Annotated in this window: 13 protein-coding genes; 5 read left to right on the top strand and 8 right to left on the bottom strand. The window is 64.6% G+C overall.

All coding sequences use genetic code 11. The features are described from left to right. Positions 1–41 precede the first annotated feature (41 nt). The 7 genes from ACFVJ3_RS34405 to dnaA form a co-directional block, all read right to left on the bottom strand. Positions 42–1,160 (bottom strand): PDR/VanB family oxidoreductase, encoded by a 1,119-nt coding sequence (locus ACFVJ3_RS34405; RefSeq protein WP_378456314.1) that lies wholly within the window; start codon positions 1,158–1,160, stop codon positions 42–44. After that, positions 1,157–2,065: a metal-dependent hydrolase gene (locus tag ACFVJ3_RS34400; RefSeq protein WP_378456313.1), complete on the bottom strand. Its 909-nt coding sequence runs from the start codon at positions 2,063–2,065 to the stop codon at positions 1,157–1,159. Before ACFVJ3_RS34400 ends, ACFVJ3_RS34405 begins: the two co-directional genes overlap by 4 nt. Before the next feature lie 123 nt (positions 2,066–2,188). After that, complete coding sequence (locus ACFVJ3_RS34395; protein ID WP_378456312.1) at positions 2,189–2,752, bottom strand: DUF721 family protein; 564 nt, start codon at positions 2,750–2,752, stop codon at positions 2,189–2,191. Then, positions 2,742–3,974 (bottom strand): DNA replication/repair protein RecF, encoded by a 1,233-nt coding sequence (gene recF, locus ACFVJ3_RS34390; protein ID WP_378456311.1) that lies wholly within the window; start codon positions 3,972–3,974, stop codon positions 2,742–2,744. Before recF ends, ACFVJ3_RS34395 begins: the two co-directional genes overlap by 11 nt. Then, positions 3,975–4,886, bottom strand: a complete 912-nt coding sequence (gnd, locus tag ACFVJ3_RS34385) for a phosphogluconate dehydrogenase (NAD(+)-dependent, decarboxylating) (RefSeq protein WP_378456310.1) — start codon at positions 4,884–4,886, stop codon at positions 3,975–3,977. A gap of 62 nt (positions 4,887–4,948) precedes the next feature. Beyond that, positions 4,949–6,133 carry a DNA polymerase III subunit beta gene (dnaN, locus tag ACFVJ3_RS34380; protein WP_378456309.1) on the bottom strand — a complete coding sequence of 395 codons (1,185 nt, stop codon included), beginning with the start codon at positions 6,131–6,133 and terminating at the stop codon, positions 4,949–4,951. A 650-nt stretch (positions 6,134–6,783) separates the two neighbouring features. Next, positions 6,784–8,370, bottom strand: coding sequence for a chromosomal replication initiator protein DnaA (gene dnaA / locus ACFVJ3_RS34375; RefSeq protein WP_378456308.1), 1,587 nt, complete (start codon positions 8,368–8,370; stop codon positions 6,784–6,786). Positions 8,371–9,109: 739 nt separating this feature from the next. Between dnaA and rpmH the strand changes: the two genes are divergently transcribed. From rpmH to ACFVJ3_RS34350, 5 genes are read left to right on the top strand one after another with little or no spacing between them, the layout of a single operon-like run. Continuing rightward, on the top strand, positions 9,110–9,253 hold the full coding sequence (gene rpmH, locus ACFVJ3_RS34370; RefSeq protein WP_005263481.1) for a 50S ribosomal protein L34: 144 nt from the start codon (positions 9,110–9,112) through the stop codon (positions 9,251–9,253). Positions 9,254–9,280: 27 nt separating this feature from the next. After that, complete coding sequence (gene rnpA, locus ACFVJ3_RS34365; protein WP_378456307.1) at positions 9,281–9,658, top strand: ribonuclease P protein component; 378 nt, start codon at positions 9,281–9,283, stop codon at positions 9,656–9,658. After that, complete coding sequence (gene yidD, locus ACFVJ3_RS34360) at positions 9,655–10,029, top strand: membrane protein insertion efficiency factor YidD (protein ID WP_378456306.1); 375 nt, start codon at positions 9,655–9,657, stop codon at positions 10,027–10,029. Before rnpA ends, yidD begins: the two co-directional genes overlap by 4 nt. Before the next feature lie 4 nt (positions 10,030–10,033). Next, positions 10,034–11,146: a membrane protein insertase YidC gene (gene yidC / locus ACFVJ3_RS34355; protein ID WP_378456305.1), complete on the top strand. Its 1,113-nt coding sequence runs from the start codon at positions 10,034–10,036 to the stop codon at positions 11,144–11,146. A 19-nt stretch (positions 11,147–11,165) separates the two neighbouring features. After that, positions 11,166–11,720: a protein jag gene (locus ACFVJ3_RS34350; protein WP_378456304.1), complete on the top strand. Its 555-nt coding sequence runs from the start codon at positions 11,166–11,168 to the stop codon at positions 11,718–11,720. A 616-nt stretch (positions 11,721–12,336) separates the two neighbouring features. Here the strand turns inward: ACFVJ3_RS34350 and ACFVJ3_RS34345 are convergent. Then, positions 12,337–12,609, bottom strand: a complete 273-nt coding sequence (locus ACFVJ3_RS34345; protein WP_378456303.1) for a hypothetical protein — start codon at positions 12,607–12,609, stop codon at positions 12,337–12,339. Positions 12,610–13,152 lie beyond the last annotated feature (543 nt).

Below are 13,152 nucleotides of genomic sequence, written 5' to 3'. Positions count from 1 at the left end.
TGGTCGTCGTGCGGGATCGGGTTCGGGATTTGCGGTGGGAACTACAGATCGAGGACGAGACGGCCGGTGTCGGCGCGGGACACGCAGATCAGCATCTCGTTCTCCTGCTCGGCGTCGGTGAGCCGCGTCTCACGGTGATCCGGGGTGCCGGACAGCACCTTCACCCTGCAGGTGCCGCAGAATCCCTGCTGGCACGAATACCCCACTCCGGGCATCGTCTTCTTGATCACCGTCAGTGCGGACTCGTCGGCAGGCACGGTGAGTACCTCACCCGTGCTGACGAGCTGCACTTCGAACTCGGTGCCGTCGAGCACCGGCGGCGCCCCGAATCGCTCGAAATGCAATGCAGTGGCCGGGCTTCCGGGAAACCCGCGGCGTACCGACTCCAGCATCGGCGTCGGCCCGCAACAGTAGACGGCGCCGCCCGGCGCGGCACGCTCCAGCAACTCCTCGGCGGTCGGCAGTCCGAACTCGTCGTCGGGACGGATGAAAACCCGTGACCGATCGAACGTTTCGATCTCGTCGAGGAACGGCATCGACTCTCGTGACCGGCCTGAGTACACGAACTGCCAGTCCATACCGAGATCGCGCGCCGCCCGGACCATCGCCAGGATCGGCGTGATGCCGATGCCGCCGGCGACGAAGAGCGCACTCCCCTCGCCGACGAAGGGAAACCCGTTGCGGGGGCCGCGAACCGTCACCGGGGCGCCCGGTTCGAGCGCGTGCATCTCGAGGGATCCACCACCGCCGTCCGGGATCCGGCGGACGGCGATACTGAAGCCCGTGCGGTCGGACGGGTCCCCGCACAGCGAGTACTGACGTCGCAGCCCGGACGGCAAGTGGAAGTCTAGATGCGAACCCGGCTGCCACGCCGGGAGTTCCGCACCGTCCTCGGCTTCGAACCGCAGCTGCACGACGTTCTCGTCCAGTGCCACGACGTCACGTTGGGAGACAACCATTTTCATCGCCACGTCCGGGTTGTGCCCGGCGACCCCCGGATCGTACTCGTACGCGGTGAGAACACCGAGGTACTTGGCGGCCACGGCCTCGGTGATCCGCATGGCGCGGTCGGGGCGCGGTCGCCCCTTGATGTCCGGGGGAGCGTCGTAGCGGGGCAGGCCCTGCCCGGTGAGCACCTCCCGCACCCGGGACAGCTTCATCGCTCGGCCGCCTGAGCCGCGGGCGAGGACGCCAGATACTTCACGGCCTGCGCCGTCGAACCCTCGTTGCTCGGGTGGTACGAACGCGTGAAATACGTCGACATCCGCTTGCCGAGTTCCCGGGCCGTCGGGAGGGTGCCACGCTTGCCTGCCGCGAAGAAATCGGTCAGGTGCGGCTTACGCCGGTGCGCCGACCACTGGGCGAGCTCCGGATCGTTCCGCATGAGGAAACGGGTGCCGCGCACCCACAGCCACACGATGACCGGGGTGACGATCACCTGGGTGCGGATCCGCCGGGACTCACGCTTGTCGAAGTACCGCATGACGTCGTACGCGACGGAGCGGTGCTCCACCTCCTCGGCGCCGTGCCAGCGCAGCAGGTCGAGCATCGTCGGATGCATCCCGGCGCGGTCGAGCCCCTCGGCGTTGAGTACCCAGTCGCCGAGGAACGCGGTGACGTGCTCGATGGCGGCGATGACCGCCAGCCGCTCGATCAGGTAGTTCTTCTCACGCAGACCGGTGAGCGGTCGCGGTCCGAGGATCTTGGAGAACGTCCATTCCATCTGCTCGGTGAACGGCGTCGGGTCGAGACCCTTCTCCCTCAGGTGCGCCAGGACGCCGGTGTGGGCGTTGGCGTGCATCGCCTCCTGGCCGATGAACCCGACCACGTCGTCGCGGAGTTGCTCGTCCTCGATCAGCGGCAGAGCCTCTTTGAACGTCTCGACGAACCACTCCTCGCCCGCAGGCAGGAGAAGGTGCAGGACGTTGAGGACGTGCGTGCTGAACGGGTCGCCCGGGATCCAGTGCATGGGAAGGTTCGACCAGTCGAACTCCACGTTCCTGGCCTGCAACAGGATGTGGTCCGGTTCGGGGATCGCGTTCCGGGGTGCAGTCGGGGCGGACATCTCATTACTCCTTCGTGCCGGCGGCTGCGCCACGACGAAGACTTGTGGCACAGTTCACTCAAACTTGGAGTAACTGTAACACCGAGTAATAGACAAAACTAGGGACCGAACGTCCGCTCCGGCCTATCCGTAGGTGTCCCGGGGACCGCGCCCCCGGACGTGCCGTTCACCTTTTCGCCAGCTCGGGGCGGTCGGACCGGTGATCCGCAACGACTTCACGACGCCGTCGCCGACGGCCGCGGCGATCTTCGCGAGAATCTGCGACTGCATCATCCGAAGCTGCGTCGCCCAGGCCGTCGACTCCGCGGAGACGCTCAGGATCCCGTCCCGCAGCCCCGTCGGTTCGGCGTGCGCAGCGATGTCCTCACCGACCACCTGCACCCACCGACCGAGGACCGTCCCCTCGGACACCTTGGGAGACCAGCCGCGCTGTTTCGCGAGCGCGTTGGTCAGCGCACCGAACGGCTGGGGATCGCGGTCGTCCGGCCCGGGACCCGACCATCCGCGTCGACGCCGGGCGCGCAGGGCCCGGACACCGGTTCCGGACCGGCGGCCCTGCCCGACGGATTTTCCGCTCGCCTTCGCCGCGGCACGTGCCTCCTCGAGGGCACGGCGGGCGAGATCGATTCCCTTCACCTCCGGTTCGGAGGCCGCCGCCGGTGCGGTGGGTTCGGGATCATCCGTCACAGCGGTCCTCCGTGTCTTCCACGATGTGCGATATCCGTCCTCGATCGGTGTCGCAGGCCTCCACACCGAATCGGACGGCGTCGAGTTCCTCCGGAACATCTTCCGGCACGGCCGCCGTGATCAGCACCTGTTCCGCATCCAACGCGACCTTGGCGAGTGCGCGCCGCCGACGACGGTCGAGTTCGGCGAACACGTCGTCGAGCATGAGCACCGGATCGCTGCCTTCCGAACGCAGCAATGCGAATCCCGCCAGCCGCAACGACAACGCGAACGACCACGACTCACCATGACTCGCGAATCCCTTCGCCGGGGTGTCGCCGAGTTGCAGTTCGAGATCGTCACGATGCGGTCCGACGAGACACACACCCCGCTCGATCTCCTTGGAACGCATCACGGACAGCTCCTGGAGGAACCGCTCCTCGAGAAACGCGATGTCGCCCGTCTCGGGCACTCGAGCCGGGTCGGTGAACTCCGGTGGCAGCGACGAGCCCAGACTCGAGCGGTAGCGGATGCTCGCGGGCCTCGACTCCGGTGCCAGCGATTGGTACGACTCGGCCAGATGGGGAGCGAGATCATGGACGAGGTGAAGCCGACCGGCGAGCAGCTGTGCACCGTGCGCGGCGAGATGTCCGTCCCAGACCTCCAGTGTGGCAAGCGCACTCGCGCCGTCCTCGCTCGACTGGCCGCCGCCGCGGGACACCCGCCGCAGCGCGCCACCTGCGGTCTTGAGCAGAGCCGACCGCTGCCGCAACACCCGTTCGTAATCGGCGCGTACCGCCGCCATCCGCGGGATACGGGACGTGAGGAGCTCGTCGAGGTAGCGCCGCCGATCCCCCGGATCCCCGCGGACCAGCGACAGATCCTCCGGCGCGAACAGCACCGTCTGCAGAATCCCGAGAATCTCCCGCGGCCGCCGGGTCGGTGACTGGTTGATCCGCGCCCTGTTGGACTTGCCCTCGTTCAACTCGAGATCGACGGTCAGTTCCCGGCCGGTGTTGACGACGGTCGCCCCGGCGAACGCCTGACCGGTACCCGTCCTGATCAGCGGAGCGTCCGAGCTGACCCGATGAGACGAGAGAGTGGACAGGTAGCCGAGCGCCTCGAGCACGTTCGTCTTGCCGTGACCGTTGGGTCCGACGAAGACGGTGCAGCCCGGACGCAGGGTGAGACCGAGGGCGTCCCACGAACGGAAGTCTCTGAGCGAGAGTGCGCGAACGAACACCTACGTTCCAGAACCGGCTTCTGCCTCGCCTGCCGCCTTCTTCACGGCGTGACCACCGAACTGGTTGCGCAGCGCCGAGACGGCCTTCATCGCGGGGGAATCGTCCTGACGGGACGCGAACCGCGCGAACAACGCGGCCGAGATCACCGGCGCAGGCACGGCATGGTCGATCGCCTCGAGCACGGTCCAGCGGCCCTCGCCGGAATCGTCTGTGTAACCGGAGATCTCGGCGAAATCGGGATCCTCACCCAACGCCTTGACGAGCAGCTCCAGCAGCCACGACCGGACCACCGTGCCCTTGGTCCACGCGCGCAGCACACCGTGGACGTCCGTGACGAGGTCTTCCGCCTCGAGCAGCTCGTAGCCCTCGGCGTACGCCTGCATCAGTCCGTATTCGATGCCGTTGTGGATCATCTTCGCGTAGTGGCCGGCGCCGATCGGACCGGCGTGGACGAATCCGTCCGCACGCTCACCCTCGGGACGGAGAGCGTCGAAGATCGGCAGCGCCCGCTCGACGTCCGCGTCCGATCCTCCGACCATCAGCCCGTAGCCGTTCTCGAGTCCCCAGACCCCGCCGGACACACCGCAGTCGACGTAGCCGATGCCGCGGGAACCCAGAAGCTCGCCGTGGACTTTGTCGTCGGTGTATCTCGAGTTGCCGCCGTCGATCACCAGGTCGCCGGTCTCGAGCACCGACGACAGCTCGGTCACCGTGTCCTGGGTGATCTTTCCCGCCGGAACCATCACCCACACGGCTCGCGGAGACTCGAGTCGCTGCGCGAGTTCCGTCAGCGACGCCACATCCGTGACCTCGGGGCGGGGGTCGTAACCGACCACCTCGTGCCCGTGCGCGCGCAACCGCTCGCGCATGTTGAATCCCATCTTTCCGAGCCCGACCAACCCGATCTGCATCGTGATCTCCGTCCACTCGTGAGATTTCGTTCGGCAGTGCTGGTTTCGCTTTCGCGAAATCGTCAGCCCGGCAGACGCACCGGCATCAGCAGGTACGTGTACGCGCTCTCCGGCGCCGCGAAGTTGCCGGAATCGTCGGGCTCGATCTCGTCCTCGGTGGCCGGACGCAGCACCGCGGGGCGGCTGGGGGTCGTGAAGCCGAACAGCACCTGCTCGCTGTGCAGCGAAGACAGCCCGTCGATCAGGTAGCCGGGATTGAAGGCGATGGTGAGCGGCTCACCCTGGAAGACCGCGTTCAAGCCTTCCTCGGCGCGACCTGCATCGTCGCCACCCGCGGAGAGGAGAAGCCCCTCGGTGGAGAACTGCAGGCGGACCTGCGCACCGCGCTCGGCGACGAGGGCCACACGCTTGATGGCCTCGACGAGCGGAGCGATCTCCACGGTGGCCAGCGCCGTGTGCTCGGACGGCAGCAGCTGCCGGAACTTCGGGAACTCGGCGTCCAGCAACCGGGTGGTGGTGCGGCGGCCGTCGTTGACGATGCCGAGGAGGCCGTCGTTGCCGACCGCGGAGCCCGAACCGAGCGCCAGCTCGACTGGCGAAGTGGCATCTCCTGCAAGTGTTTTCGCCGACTCTGAGAGCGTCTTCGCGGGGATGAGGACGGCCGCGGTGGTGTCGGGGTTCGCCGGCGACCACTCGAGTTCACGGACCGCGAGACGGAACCGGTCGGTGGCGGCGAGCACGATCGCGTTGCGTTCGATCTCGACCCGGATGCCGGTGAGCATCGGCAGGGTGTCGTCCTTGCCCGCCGCGACCGCCACCTGGCTGATCGCTTCGGAGAAGAGGTCGGCGGGAATCGAGCCGGTCTGCTGCGGCAACTGCGGAAGCTGAGGATAGTCCTCGACCGGCATGGTGGGCAGGGAGAACTTGGCGCTTCCGCACGTGATCAGCACGCGGGTGCCTTCGAGAGTCACGTCGACCGGCTTGTTGGGGAGCGACTTCGTGATGTCGGCGAGAAGCTTGCCGGAGACGAGGACCTGACCGGCGCTACCGACCTCGGCTGCGACCCTGACCTGGGCCGATACCTCGTAGTCGAATCCGGAAACCGTCAACCCTTGCTCGGTCGCGTCCAGGAGAACACCGCCGAGAACGGGGACTGGAGGCCGCGACGGCAGACTGCGAGCGACCCATGCCACTGAATCAGCGAATTCTTCCCGGGAGACACGAAACTTCAGGCTTCCAAGCTCCATCGCCGGGTTGTTCCTCTCGGTAGGCACGGTTATTCGCCACGGTCGGGCCGTGACCACAGCACTGCAGTCTTTCACAGAGCGGCGATGCATAACCGTATGCCCTCGAGGACGAACTTGAAAGTGGAACGGTCGCGTCCTCGAGTCGCCGACCGAGGCCTGTGAACCGGCGCAATCCCCAACCCTGTTTTCAAAGAGGTTTTTATAAGAATTAATGAGAAGTACTATTAGGTCCTGTGGAATCTGTGGACGAAGGCGTGTAGACGCTGGTCCGTCCGCGTCGCCGTATGGGGAATTCTCGAGGACAAACTCGAGGACCGATCCGGCACCCATGTGGACTACTCGAGGTTGTTCAAAGTTCTGCACGTTCTGTCCACAGAGATTCCACCTCATCCCCACCCTTATCCACAGGTGTGCATGCTTTATCCCAGGTCCCGGCGTCGGCGTGTTGCACCGGCGTGTCGTGTCGGCAGAGGTTCGCGCAGGCCTCGAGTAGACCCTCGAGCGGTACCTCGAGGACCCGCTCGAGCCAACCCTCGAGGACCGGCTCGAGGGGTCCCTCGAGTTGCCCGCGGGACCGTAAGTTCCCCCGAAACGACCTGTGCCCCCGGTAGGCGAGCTACCAGGGGCGCAGGAGAGACAGCGGCCGTCGACTACCTCTTGGAACGCTGCTTGATCCGGGCGGTCAGCTCCTGGACCTGGTCGTAGACCTTGCGTCGCTCCGTCATCTCCTTGCGAATCTTCTTGTCCGCGTACATGACGGTGGTGTGGTCGCGGCCGAAAGTCTGCCCGATCTTCGGCAGGGACAGATCGGTGAGCTCACGGCACAGGTACATCGAGATCTGGCGGGCGGACGCCAGCGGACGTGCCTTACCGGGGCCACAGAGGTCGTCGATGGACATGTTGAAGTACTCCGCGGTGACCGCCATGATCGTCGCCGCATTGATCTCGAGACTCGACGAGTCCGGCATCAGGTCACGCAGCACCACCTCGGCGAGCGTGAGGTCCAGGGGTTGCCTGTTCAGGGACGCGAACGCCGTCACCCGGATGAGGGCACCCTCGAGTTCCCGGATGTTGCGTTCGATCCGGGAGGCGATCAACTCGAGGACGTCGTCGGGCACCTCGAGCCGGTCCATTCGGGCCTTCTTGCTGAGGATCGCGATGCGGGTCTCGAGTTCGGGTGGCTGAACGTCGGTGATCAGGCCCCATTCGAATCTCGTACGCAGTCGTTCCTCGAGCGTCGCCAGTTGCTTCGGCGGCCGGTCGGACGAGACGACGATCTGCTTGTTCGCGTTGTGCAGGGTGTTGAAGGTGTGGAAGAACTCTTCCTGGATACCTTCCTTGCCCTCGATGAACTGGATGTCGTCGACCAGCAGCACGTCCGTCTCGCGGTAGCGGCGCTTGAACGCCACCTTGCGGTCGTCGCGGAGGCTGTTGATGAAGTCGTTGGTGAATTCCTCGGTGGAGACGTACTTCACCCGCATCCCCGGGAACAGCCGCTGGGCGTAGTGGCCGGCGGCGTGCAGGAGGTGCGTCTTGCCGAGGCCGGATGCTCCCCACACGAACAACGGGTTGTACGCGCGCGCCGGTGCCTCGGCGATGGCGACCGCCGCGGCGTGCGCGAACCGGTTGGACGAGCCGATCACGAACGTGTCGAACGTGTACTTCGCGTTGAGACTGTTTCCCCCGGTCGCCGACGGTGCCGGGCCGGAGGGTGGCTTCGTGAAGTACGACGGCCAGGATTCGTGGACGCTGGCGAGGGCCTCGCGGTCGTCGTCCACCTCCTCGAAGTCCGTGGTGTCGGAGTACGGCTGATCTTCACCGGAGCCGAAACGGCGCCTGCGGAAAGTGCCGGAACTGGTGACGGAAGTCTCGAGGTGGCGGGGTGTGTGGATCGGTTCCGGCTCGGGCCGATGGTCCCGGCTCGGCGGCTCTGACTCGGGTTCGTCGTCGACCGGGGCCGCGATACGCACACCGAGGCCTTCCACCTGCTCACCGAGATGACGGCCGAGCGCGTGGAGGATCGGCTCACGGAGATCCCGCTCGATAGCCTCTTGAGCGAAGGGCGACGGAACGGACAGGAGCGCGAAGCCCTGCGCGAGAGTCAGTGGTTTGACGAGCGCCAACCAGGCCTTCTGTCCCCTCGTCAGCGGCGGCAGATCGCCGCCGGGCGAATCGGATGTGAGGTCTGCGACGACGTCGATCCAGATCCGTGCGAGCGCATTGGGATCGTCGTTCACGTGGTTCCTCCCCAGTGTGTTCGCGGACTCGGCGCCAGCGGTGCCGAGTCGAGTGTCGGTGCCGTCGTCGAGGTGGAATTGGGAGCTTCCCCGACCTGAGGATGGACCCCGTACGGACCTACGAATATGCCATCTGAACTGTGTTTCCACACAATTATCCACAGATGTGGACAAAGCGCAGACGCCTCCTGTCGAGACGTCATTGCGTGGTGAGGGGTCCAGATTGAGCGCGCTGACCTGCGCTTATGCATGCGAAACCTGGATGAGCGGGTTCGAGGACCCGGGAAGTGAAGGGTGTCAACAACCCTCGTGGTGATCCGAAGCGGCACACCATCTGTGCCCTGTGGATGAATTGTGGTGAATATGCAGATGAGAACGGTGAAGTCGAGAGCTGGGCACTCGATCAGGGTTCATCGGCGAGACCATGCATAGACGCTAGCAACAGTGTCGGCAACCTCACAGCGGTTTGGCACATTGGAAGTTGGGGTGCAAGCATTTGTCGATCCTCGGCGTGTCGGTCAACCGATTCGCGGGGGAATCGCAGGTGAGCGAGTTTGACCTGACCGTGAGTGGTAAGTACTCTCGAACAGTCACCCTGTGGTGAGGTGGCGGTTTCGTGCTGGCTCGAGTCCAGTTTTGAAGTCGTTTCATCCCCACCTTGTGGATGAACACCTGAGTTTTCGTCAATGTTAGATCCATGACGCCGGGAGGCGTCGAAGAACTTCGAGGAGTGTTGACCGTGGCCAAGGGCAAGCGGACGTTCCAGCCGAACAACCGACGCCGCGCGCGCGTTCACGGCTTCCGTCTTCGTATGCGGACCCGTGCGGGTCGTGCAATCGTTTCGGCGCGTCGCCGTAAGGGCCGCGAATCTCTCACCGCCTGATCCCGACACTGGGTTCGGGAGCTCGGGGTGTTGCCTGAGCCGCACCGATTGCGTCGTCATTCAGATTTTTCGATGACTGTGCGACGTGGTCGTCGGATGGGAAGACGCGATCTGGTTGTGCACGCATTCGATCGTGTGCAGGCAGATGAGCTGGTGAGTAGCGGCGGTCCGCGATTCGGACTGGTTGTGAGTAAGGCTGTCGGGCCGGCGGTGATTCGACATCGAGTCGCACGCCGGCTTCGTCATATCTGCATCGACCTCGTGGACGTGGTTCCACGGGGAACCGATGTGGTGATTCGGGCTCTTCCGGGAGCTGCGACTGCAAGTAGCCGGGACCTGGAGAAGCAACTCCGTGCAGGTCTCCTTCGATTGGACCTTCTTGCGCCCGTGAGTAACTCCGCATGAAAAGCGCACTCCACGAGTCGCGCGCCGACACGGCCGAGGCCACCTCCTCGGCCTCTTACGCGTGGAAGTCGGTTCGCGCGTTACCGGCGCGCACTCTCATTTTCTTCATCGAGCTCTACCGGACGTATGTGTCGCCCCTGAGGATGCCGACCTGCCGGTTCATGCCGACCTGTAGCGAGTACGCGGTGGAATCCCTGCGTACCCACGGGGTGATCAAAGGCCTTTTTTTGACGGTGGTTCGGTTGGCGAAGTGTGCCCCCTGGCACCCTGGTGGGTGGGATCCCGTCCCAGGTGGGCGGGAATCAACCATGGACCGTCATGCGGGTGGCCGTTGCTGTCCGGCGAACGTGGACGAACAGAGGAGTACATAGAGCCGTGCTCGACTTCATTTACTATCCGGTGTCCGGGATCCTCTGGGTCTGGCACAAGGTTTTCGGTGCCATTCCCTTCCTGGGTCCGGACAGCGGTATCACGTGGGCGCTCTCCGTGGTGTTCCTCGTGTTCACGCTGCGTGCCGTGCTGTACAAGCCGTTCGTCAAGCAGGTTCGCACGACGCGCCAGATGCAGGAACTTCAGCCGCAGATCAAGGCTCTGCAGAAGAAGTACTCCGGTGACCGTCAGCGCCAGGCCACCGAGATGCAGAAGCTCCAGAAGGAGCACGGGTTCAACCCCATCATGGGCTGCCTCCCGGTTCTCGCTCAGGCGCCGGTCTTCATCGGCCTGTTTCACGTGCTTCGCTCGTTCAACCGCACCGGCACCGGTATCGGTCAGCTCAGCATGTCGGTCGAGGCCAACGCGAACACGCCGAACTACTTCTTCAGCGTCGAGGACGTGCAGTCCTTCTTGAGTGCCCGACTGTTCGGCGCGCCCATCTCGGCCTGGATCACCATGCCGAAGGCACAACTCGACGCGTTCGCTGCGTACGGCCCGATCCCCACGGTGCTGAACATTGCGGTTGTCGCAGTTCCTCTGATGGTCATCGCCAGCATCGCGACTCACTTCAACTCGCGTGCCTCCGTCGCGCGGCAGAGTCCCGAGGCCGCTGCCAACCCGCAGTCCGCGATCATGAACAAGCTCGCGCTGTGGATCTTCCCGCTCGGTGTGCTCGTCGGTGGTCCGTTCCTCCCCATCGCGATCCTCCTGTACTGGGTGAGTAACAACATCTGGACCTACGGGCAGCAGCACATCGTGTTCCGTCGCATCGACGCCGAAGAGGAAGAGAAGAAGCAGGCTGCCATCGCACGTCGGGCGGACAACGCTCCGAAGCCCGGTGCACGTCCCGACCTCACCAAGAAAAAGAAGAAGTCCGGGACCGCAACGGACGGTTCTTTGTCGGCGAGCGAACCGGAAATCGTCGAGGGCGTCGTCGAAGAAAGTGCCTCCGATCAGGTGAGTGGTGACGGTTCGGCCGCAGATACGTCGAAGCCGAAGCCCGGCGCCCGCCCCCAGTCAAACCGCGGAAAGTCCCCCAAGCGCAAGCGGCGCTGATTCAGAAAAGAGAACGAGCATGGCTAGTGAGCCTGACATCGCAGTGGACGGAGATGAGACAGACGTGACTGCAACGACGCAGAACCCGGACACCGAGGTGGATTCCGATTCTGACGACTACCTGATCGAGGAAGGGGAAATCGCCGGCGACTACCTGGAGCAGCTGCTCGACGTACTTGACTTCGACGGCGATATCGACCTCGACGTCGAGGGCGACCGTGCTGTTGTCAGCATCGATGGTGGAGACGATCTCACCAAGTTGGTCGGGCGCAAGGGTGAGGTGCTGGACGCACTTCAGGAACTGACGCGCCTGGCCGTGCAGCAGGCGACGGGCGAACGCAGTCGCTTGATGCTCGACATCGCCGGATGGCGTGCCGGCCGTCGCGAGGAACTGACCGAGCTGGGTTCGTCGGCTGCACGCCGCGTCCTCGAGAGCGGTGAACGCGAGGAGCTCGCTCCGATGACGCCGTTCGAGCGCAAGATCGTTCACGACGCAGTCGCCAAAGTCGATGGCGTGTCGAGCGAGAGCGAAGGCGCCGAGCCTTCACGTCGCGTGGTCGTCATCAAGGACTGATCCACAGAAGCATCACCAAGGCGGGCCTTCCGGATTCACCTCTGGGAGGCCCGCCCTTTTTATATCCGTATGTCGCCATCCGTCACTTTGGGTTCGTTTCGTTTCACGTGAAACACGCACCCCTCCCCTCCCCCACCTAGAGGTCGGGTGTGTGCAGCGAGATCGAGTCGCATCCTCCGTTCACTGCGTTGTCTCAGGATTTCGTGGACAGTGCGCGGGTGTGGGGTTTTAGACGAAGACGGTGATGTCACGGCTTCTAAGGATCGGTGGGCTCGGAAGCGCGCCGACCGAATCCGGAATTCACCACCGCGGTTCCCCCAGACGGAGCCTCCCGCTATGCGACTGGGAATTCTTCATGGGCCAGTTCTCGGACCGGGCCGGCTCGACCAACCGTCCCGCAGCATCGCGCAGTCAGGTCCCGTCTGATGTTCTGGTGCTCGCGGTCATCACGTCACCGTTCCGTAATAGTCGCCGATCCCGAGGGCGGCGTCGTAGTCGCTCGAGGAGTGGATCTGCACCTCGGAGTCCTCTGGCGGGTGCACTAGTGCGAGCGGTCATGGCGGAGCAGAGGACGCGTTTGCGGAGGGCGTTCGCGACCGGCCTGCCACGCTGCGAGCTACCGGTCGAAGTCGTCCGGCCGGGCAGTAAGGAGGTCTCCAGAGCCGTGGTTACGGTCGATGATGCCGGTGGCCGGGTCGGTGGGTTCGCCGTTAAGAACGTTCGCCCTGAGGATGCCGCGGCAGTCGTGGATCAGCTCGGTCTCGCGATGGCGCTGCACACAACCCAGCGCGAATATCCGCAGTTCATGGTCAAGACGGGGAGCTCCGTAGTCGTTCGGATCTGGCCGTGGTCGATCGGGAGGGTAATCGGCGGAAACCGGAAATCGCACCGGGCGATCTCCCGGGGCAGGTAGGTGGTGCGAGAGGAGGGGTCCGGCGGCAGGTAGACCGGGCGCAGTTTGGCAACCCGGCCGCTGAGAACACGGACCGACCGGTCCCCGCCGATCCGTTCGGCGATCACGGTCGCCGGCATCGTCGGGAACTCGTTCAACAACTCCCGGATTCGAGGTTCGACCGCTTCGACGACAGAGCCCGCTCTGAGGTTTTGGATTTCGATGGACCCTCGGCAGCTCACACCGAGCGGACGGGTTCGCGGGAAGTCCCCATCGCCCAAGCGATCGCCTTGATCGGAAACCGGTCGCTGCGATGCAGCAGACGACTCTCATACCAATCTTTCGCGGACAACATCGCTTCGCCCCTCGTGCTCGACTCGAGCCAGGATCGGTGGGCAGGGGCCAAAATTGGGATGCCGTATCCCGCTCAGTTTTCAGCAGCCGTCTGCTAGCGGACATGCCAACCTCCCTGTAGGCGGACACGTTCGTCCCTGCTGACGGACAGCTGATCTCCCTGTCGATGGACATGGGGCCGGCGGT

Origin of the sequence: Rhodococcus sp. NPDC127593 (genome assembly GCF_042671975.1) — a bacterium.
Taxonomy (GTDB): domain Bacteria; phylum Actinomycetota; class Actinomycetes; order Mycobacteriales; family Mycobacteriaceae; genus Rhodococcus_F.
The sequence above is the reverse complement of the archived record's forward strand: the minus strand, read 5'-3'. Positions and strand labels throughout refer to the sequence as shown.

What these genes read in the sequence shown, in the direction of transcription:
- dnaN (WP_378456309.1), bottom strand. Translation starts at nt 6,133, where the DNA reads ATGGAGCTTGGAAGCCTGAAGTTTCGTGTCTCCCGGGAAGAATTCGCT.
- ACFVJ3_RS34350 (WP_378456304.1), top strand. Translation starts at nt 11,166, where the DNA reads ATGGCTAGTGAGCCTGACATCGCAGTGGACGGAGATGAGACAGACGTG.
- ACFVJ3_RS34405 (WP_378456314.1), bottom strand. Translation starts at nt 1,160, where the DNA reads ATGAAGCTGTCCCGGGTGCGGGAGGTGCTCACCGGGCAGGGCCTGCCC.
- yidD (WP_378456306.1), top strand. Translation starts at nt 9,655, where the DNA reads ATGAAAAGCGCACTCCACGAGTCGCGCGCCGACACGGCCGAGGCCACC.
- ACFVJ3_RS34400 (WP_378456313.1), bottom strand. Translation starts at nt 2,065, where the DNA reads ATGTCCGCCCCGACTGCACCCCGGAACGCGATCCCCGAACCGGACCAC.
- gnd (WP_378456310.1), bottom strand. Translation starts at nt 4,886, where the DNA reads ATGCAGATCGGGTTGGTCGGGCTCGGAAAGATGGGATTCAACATGCGC.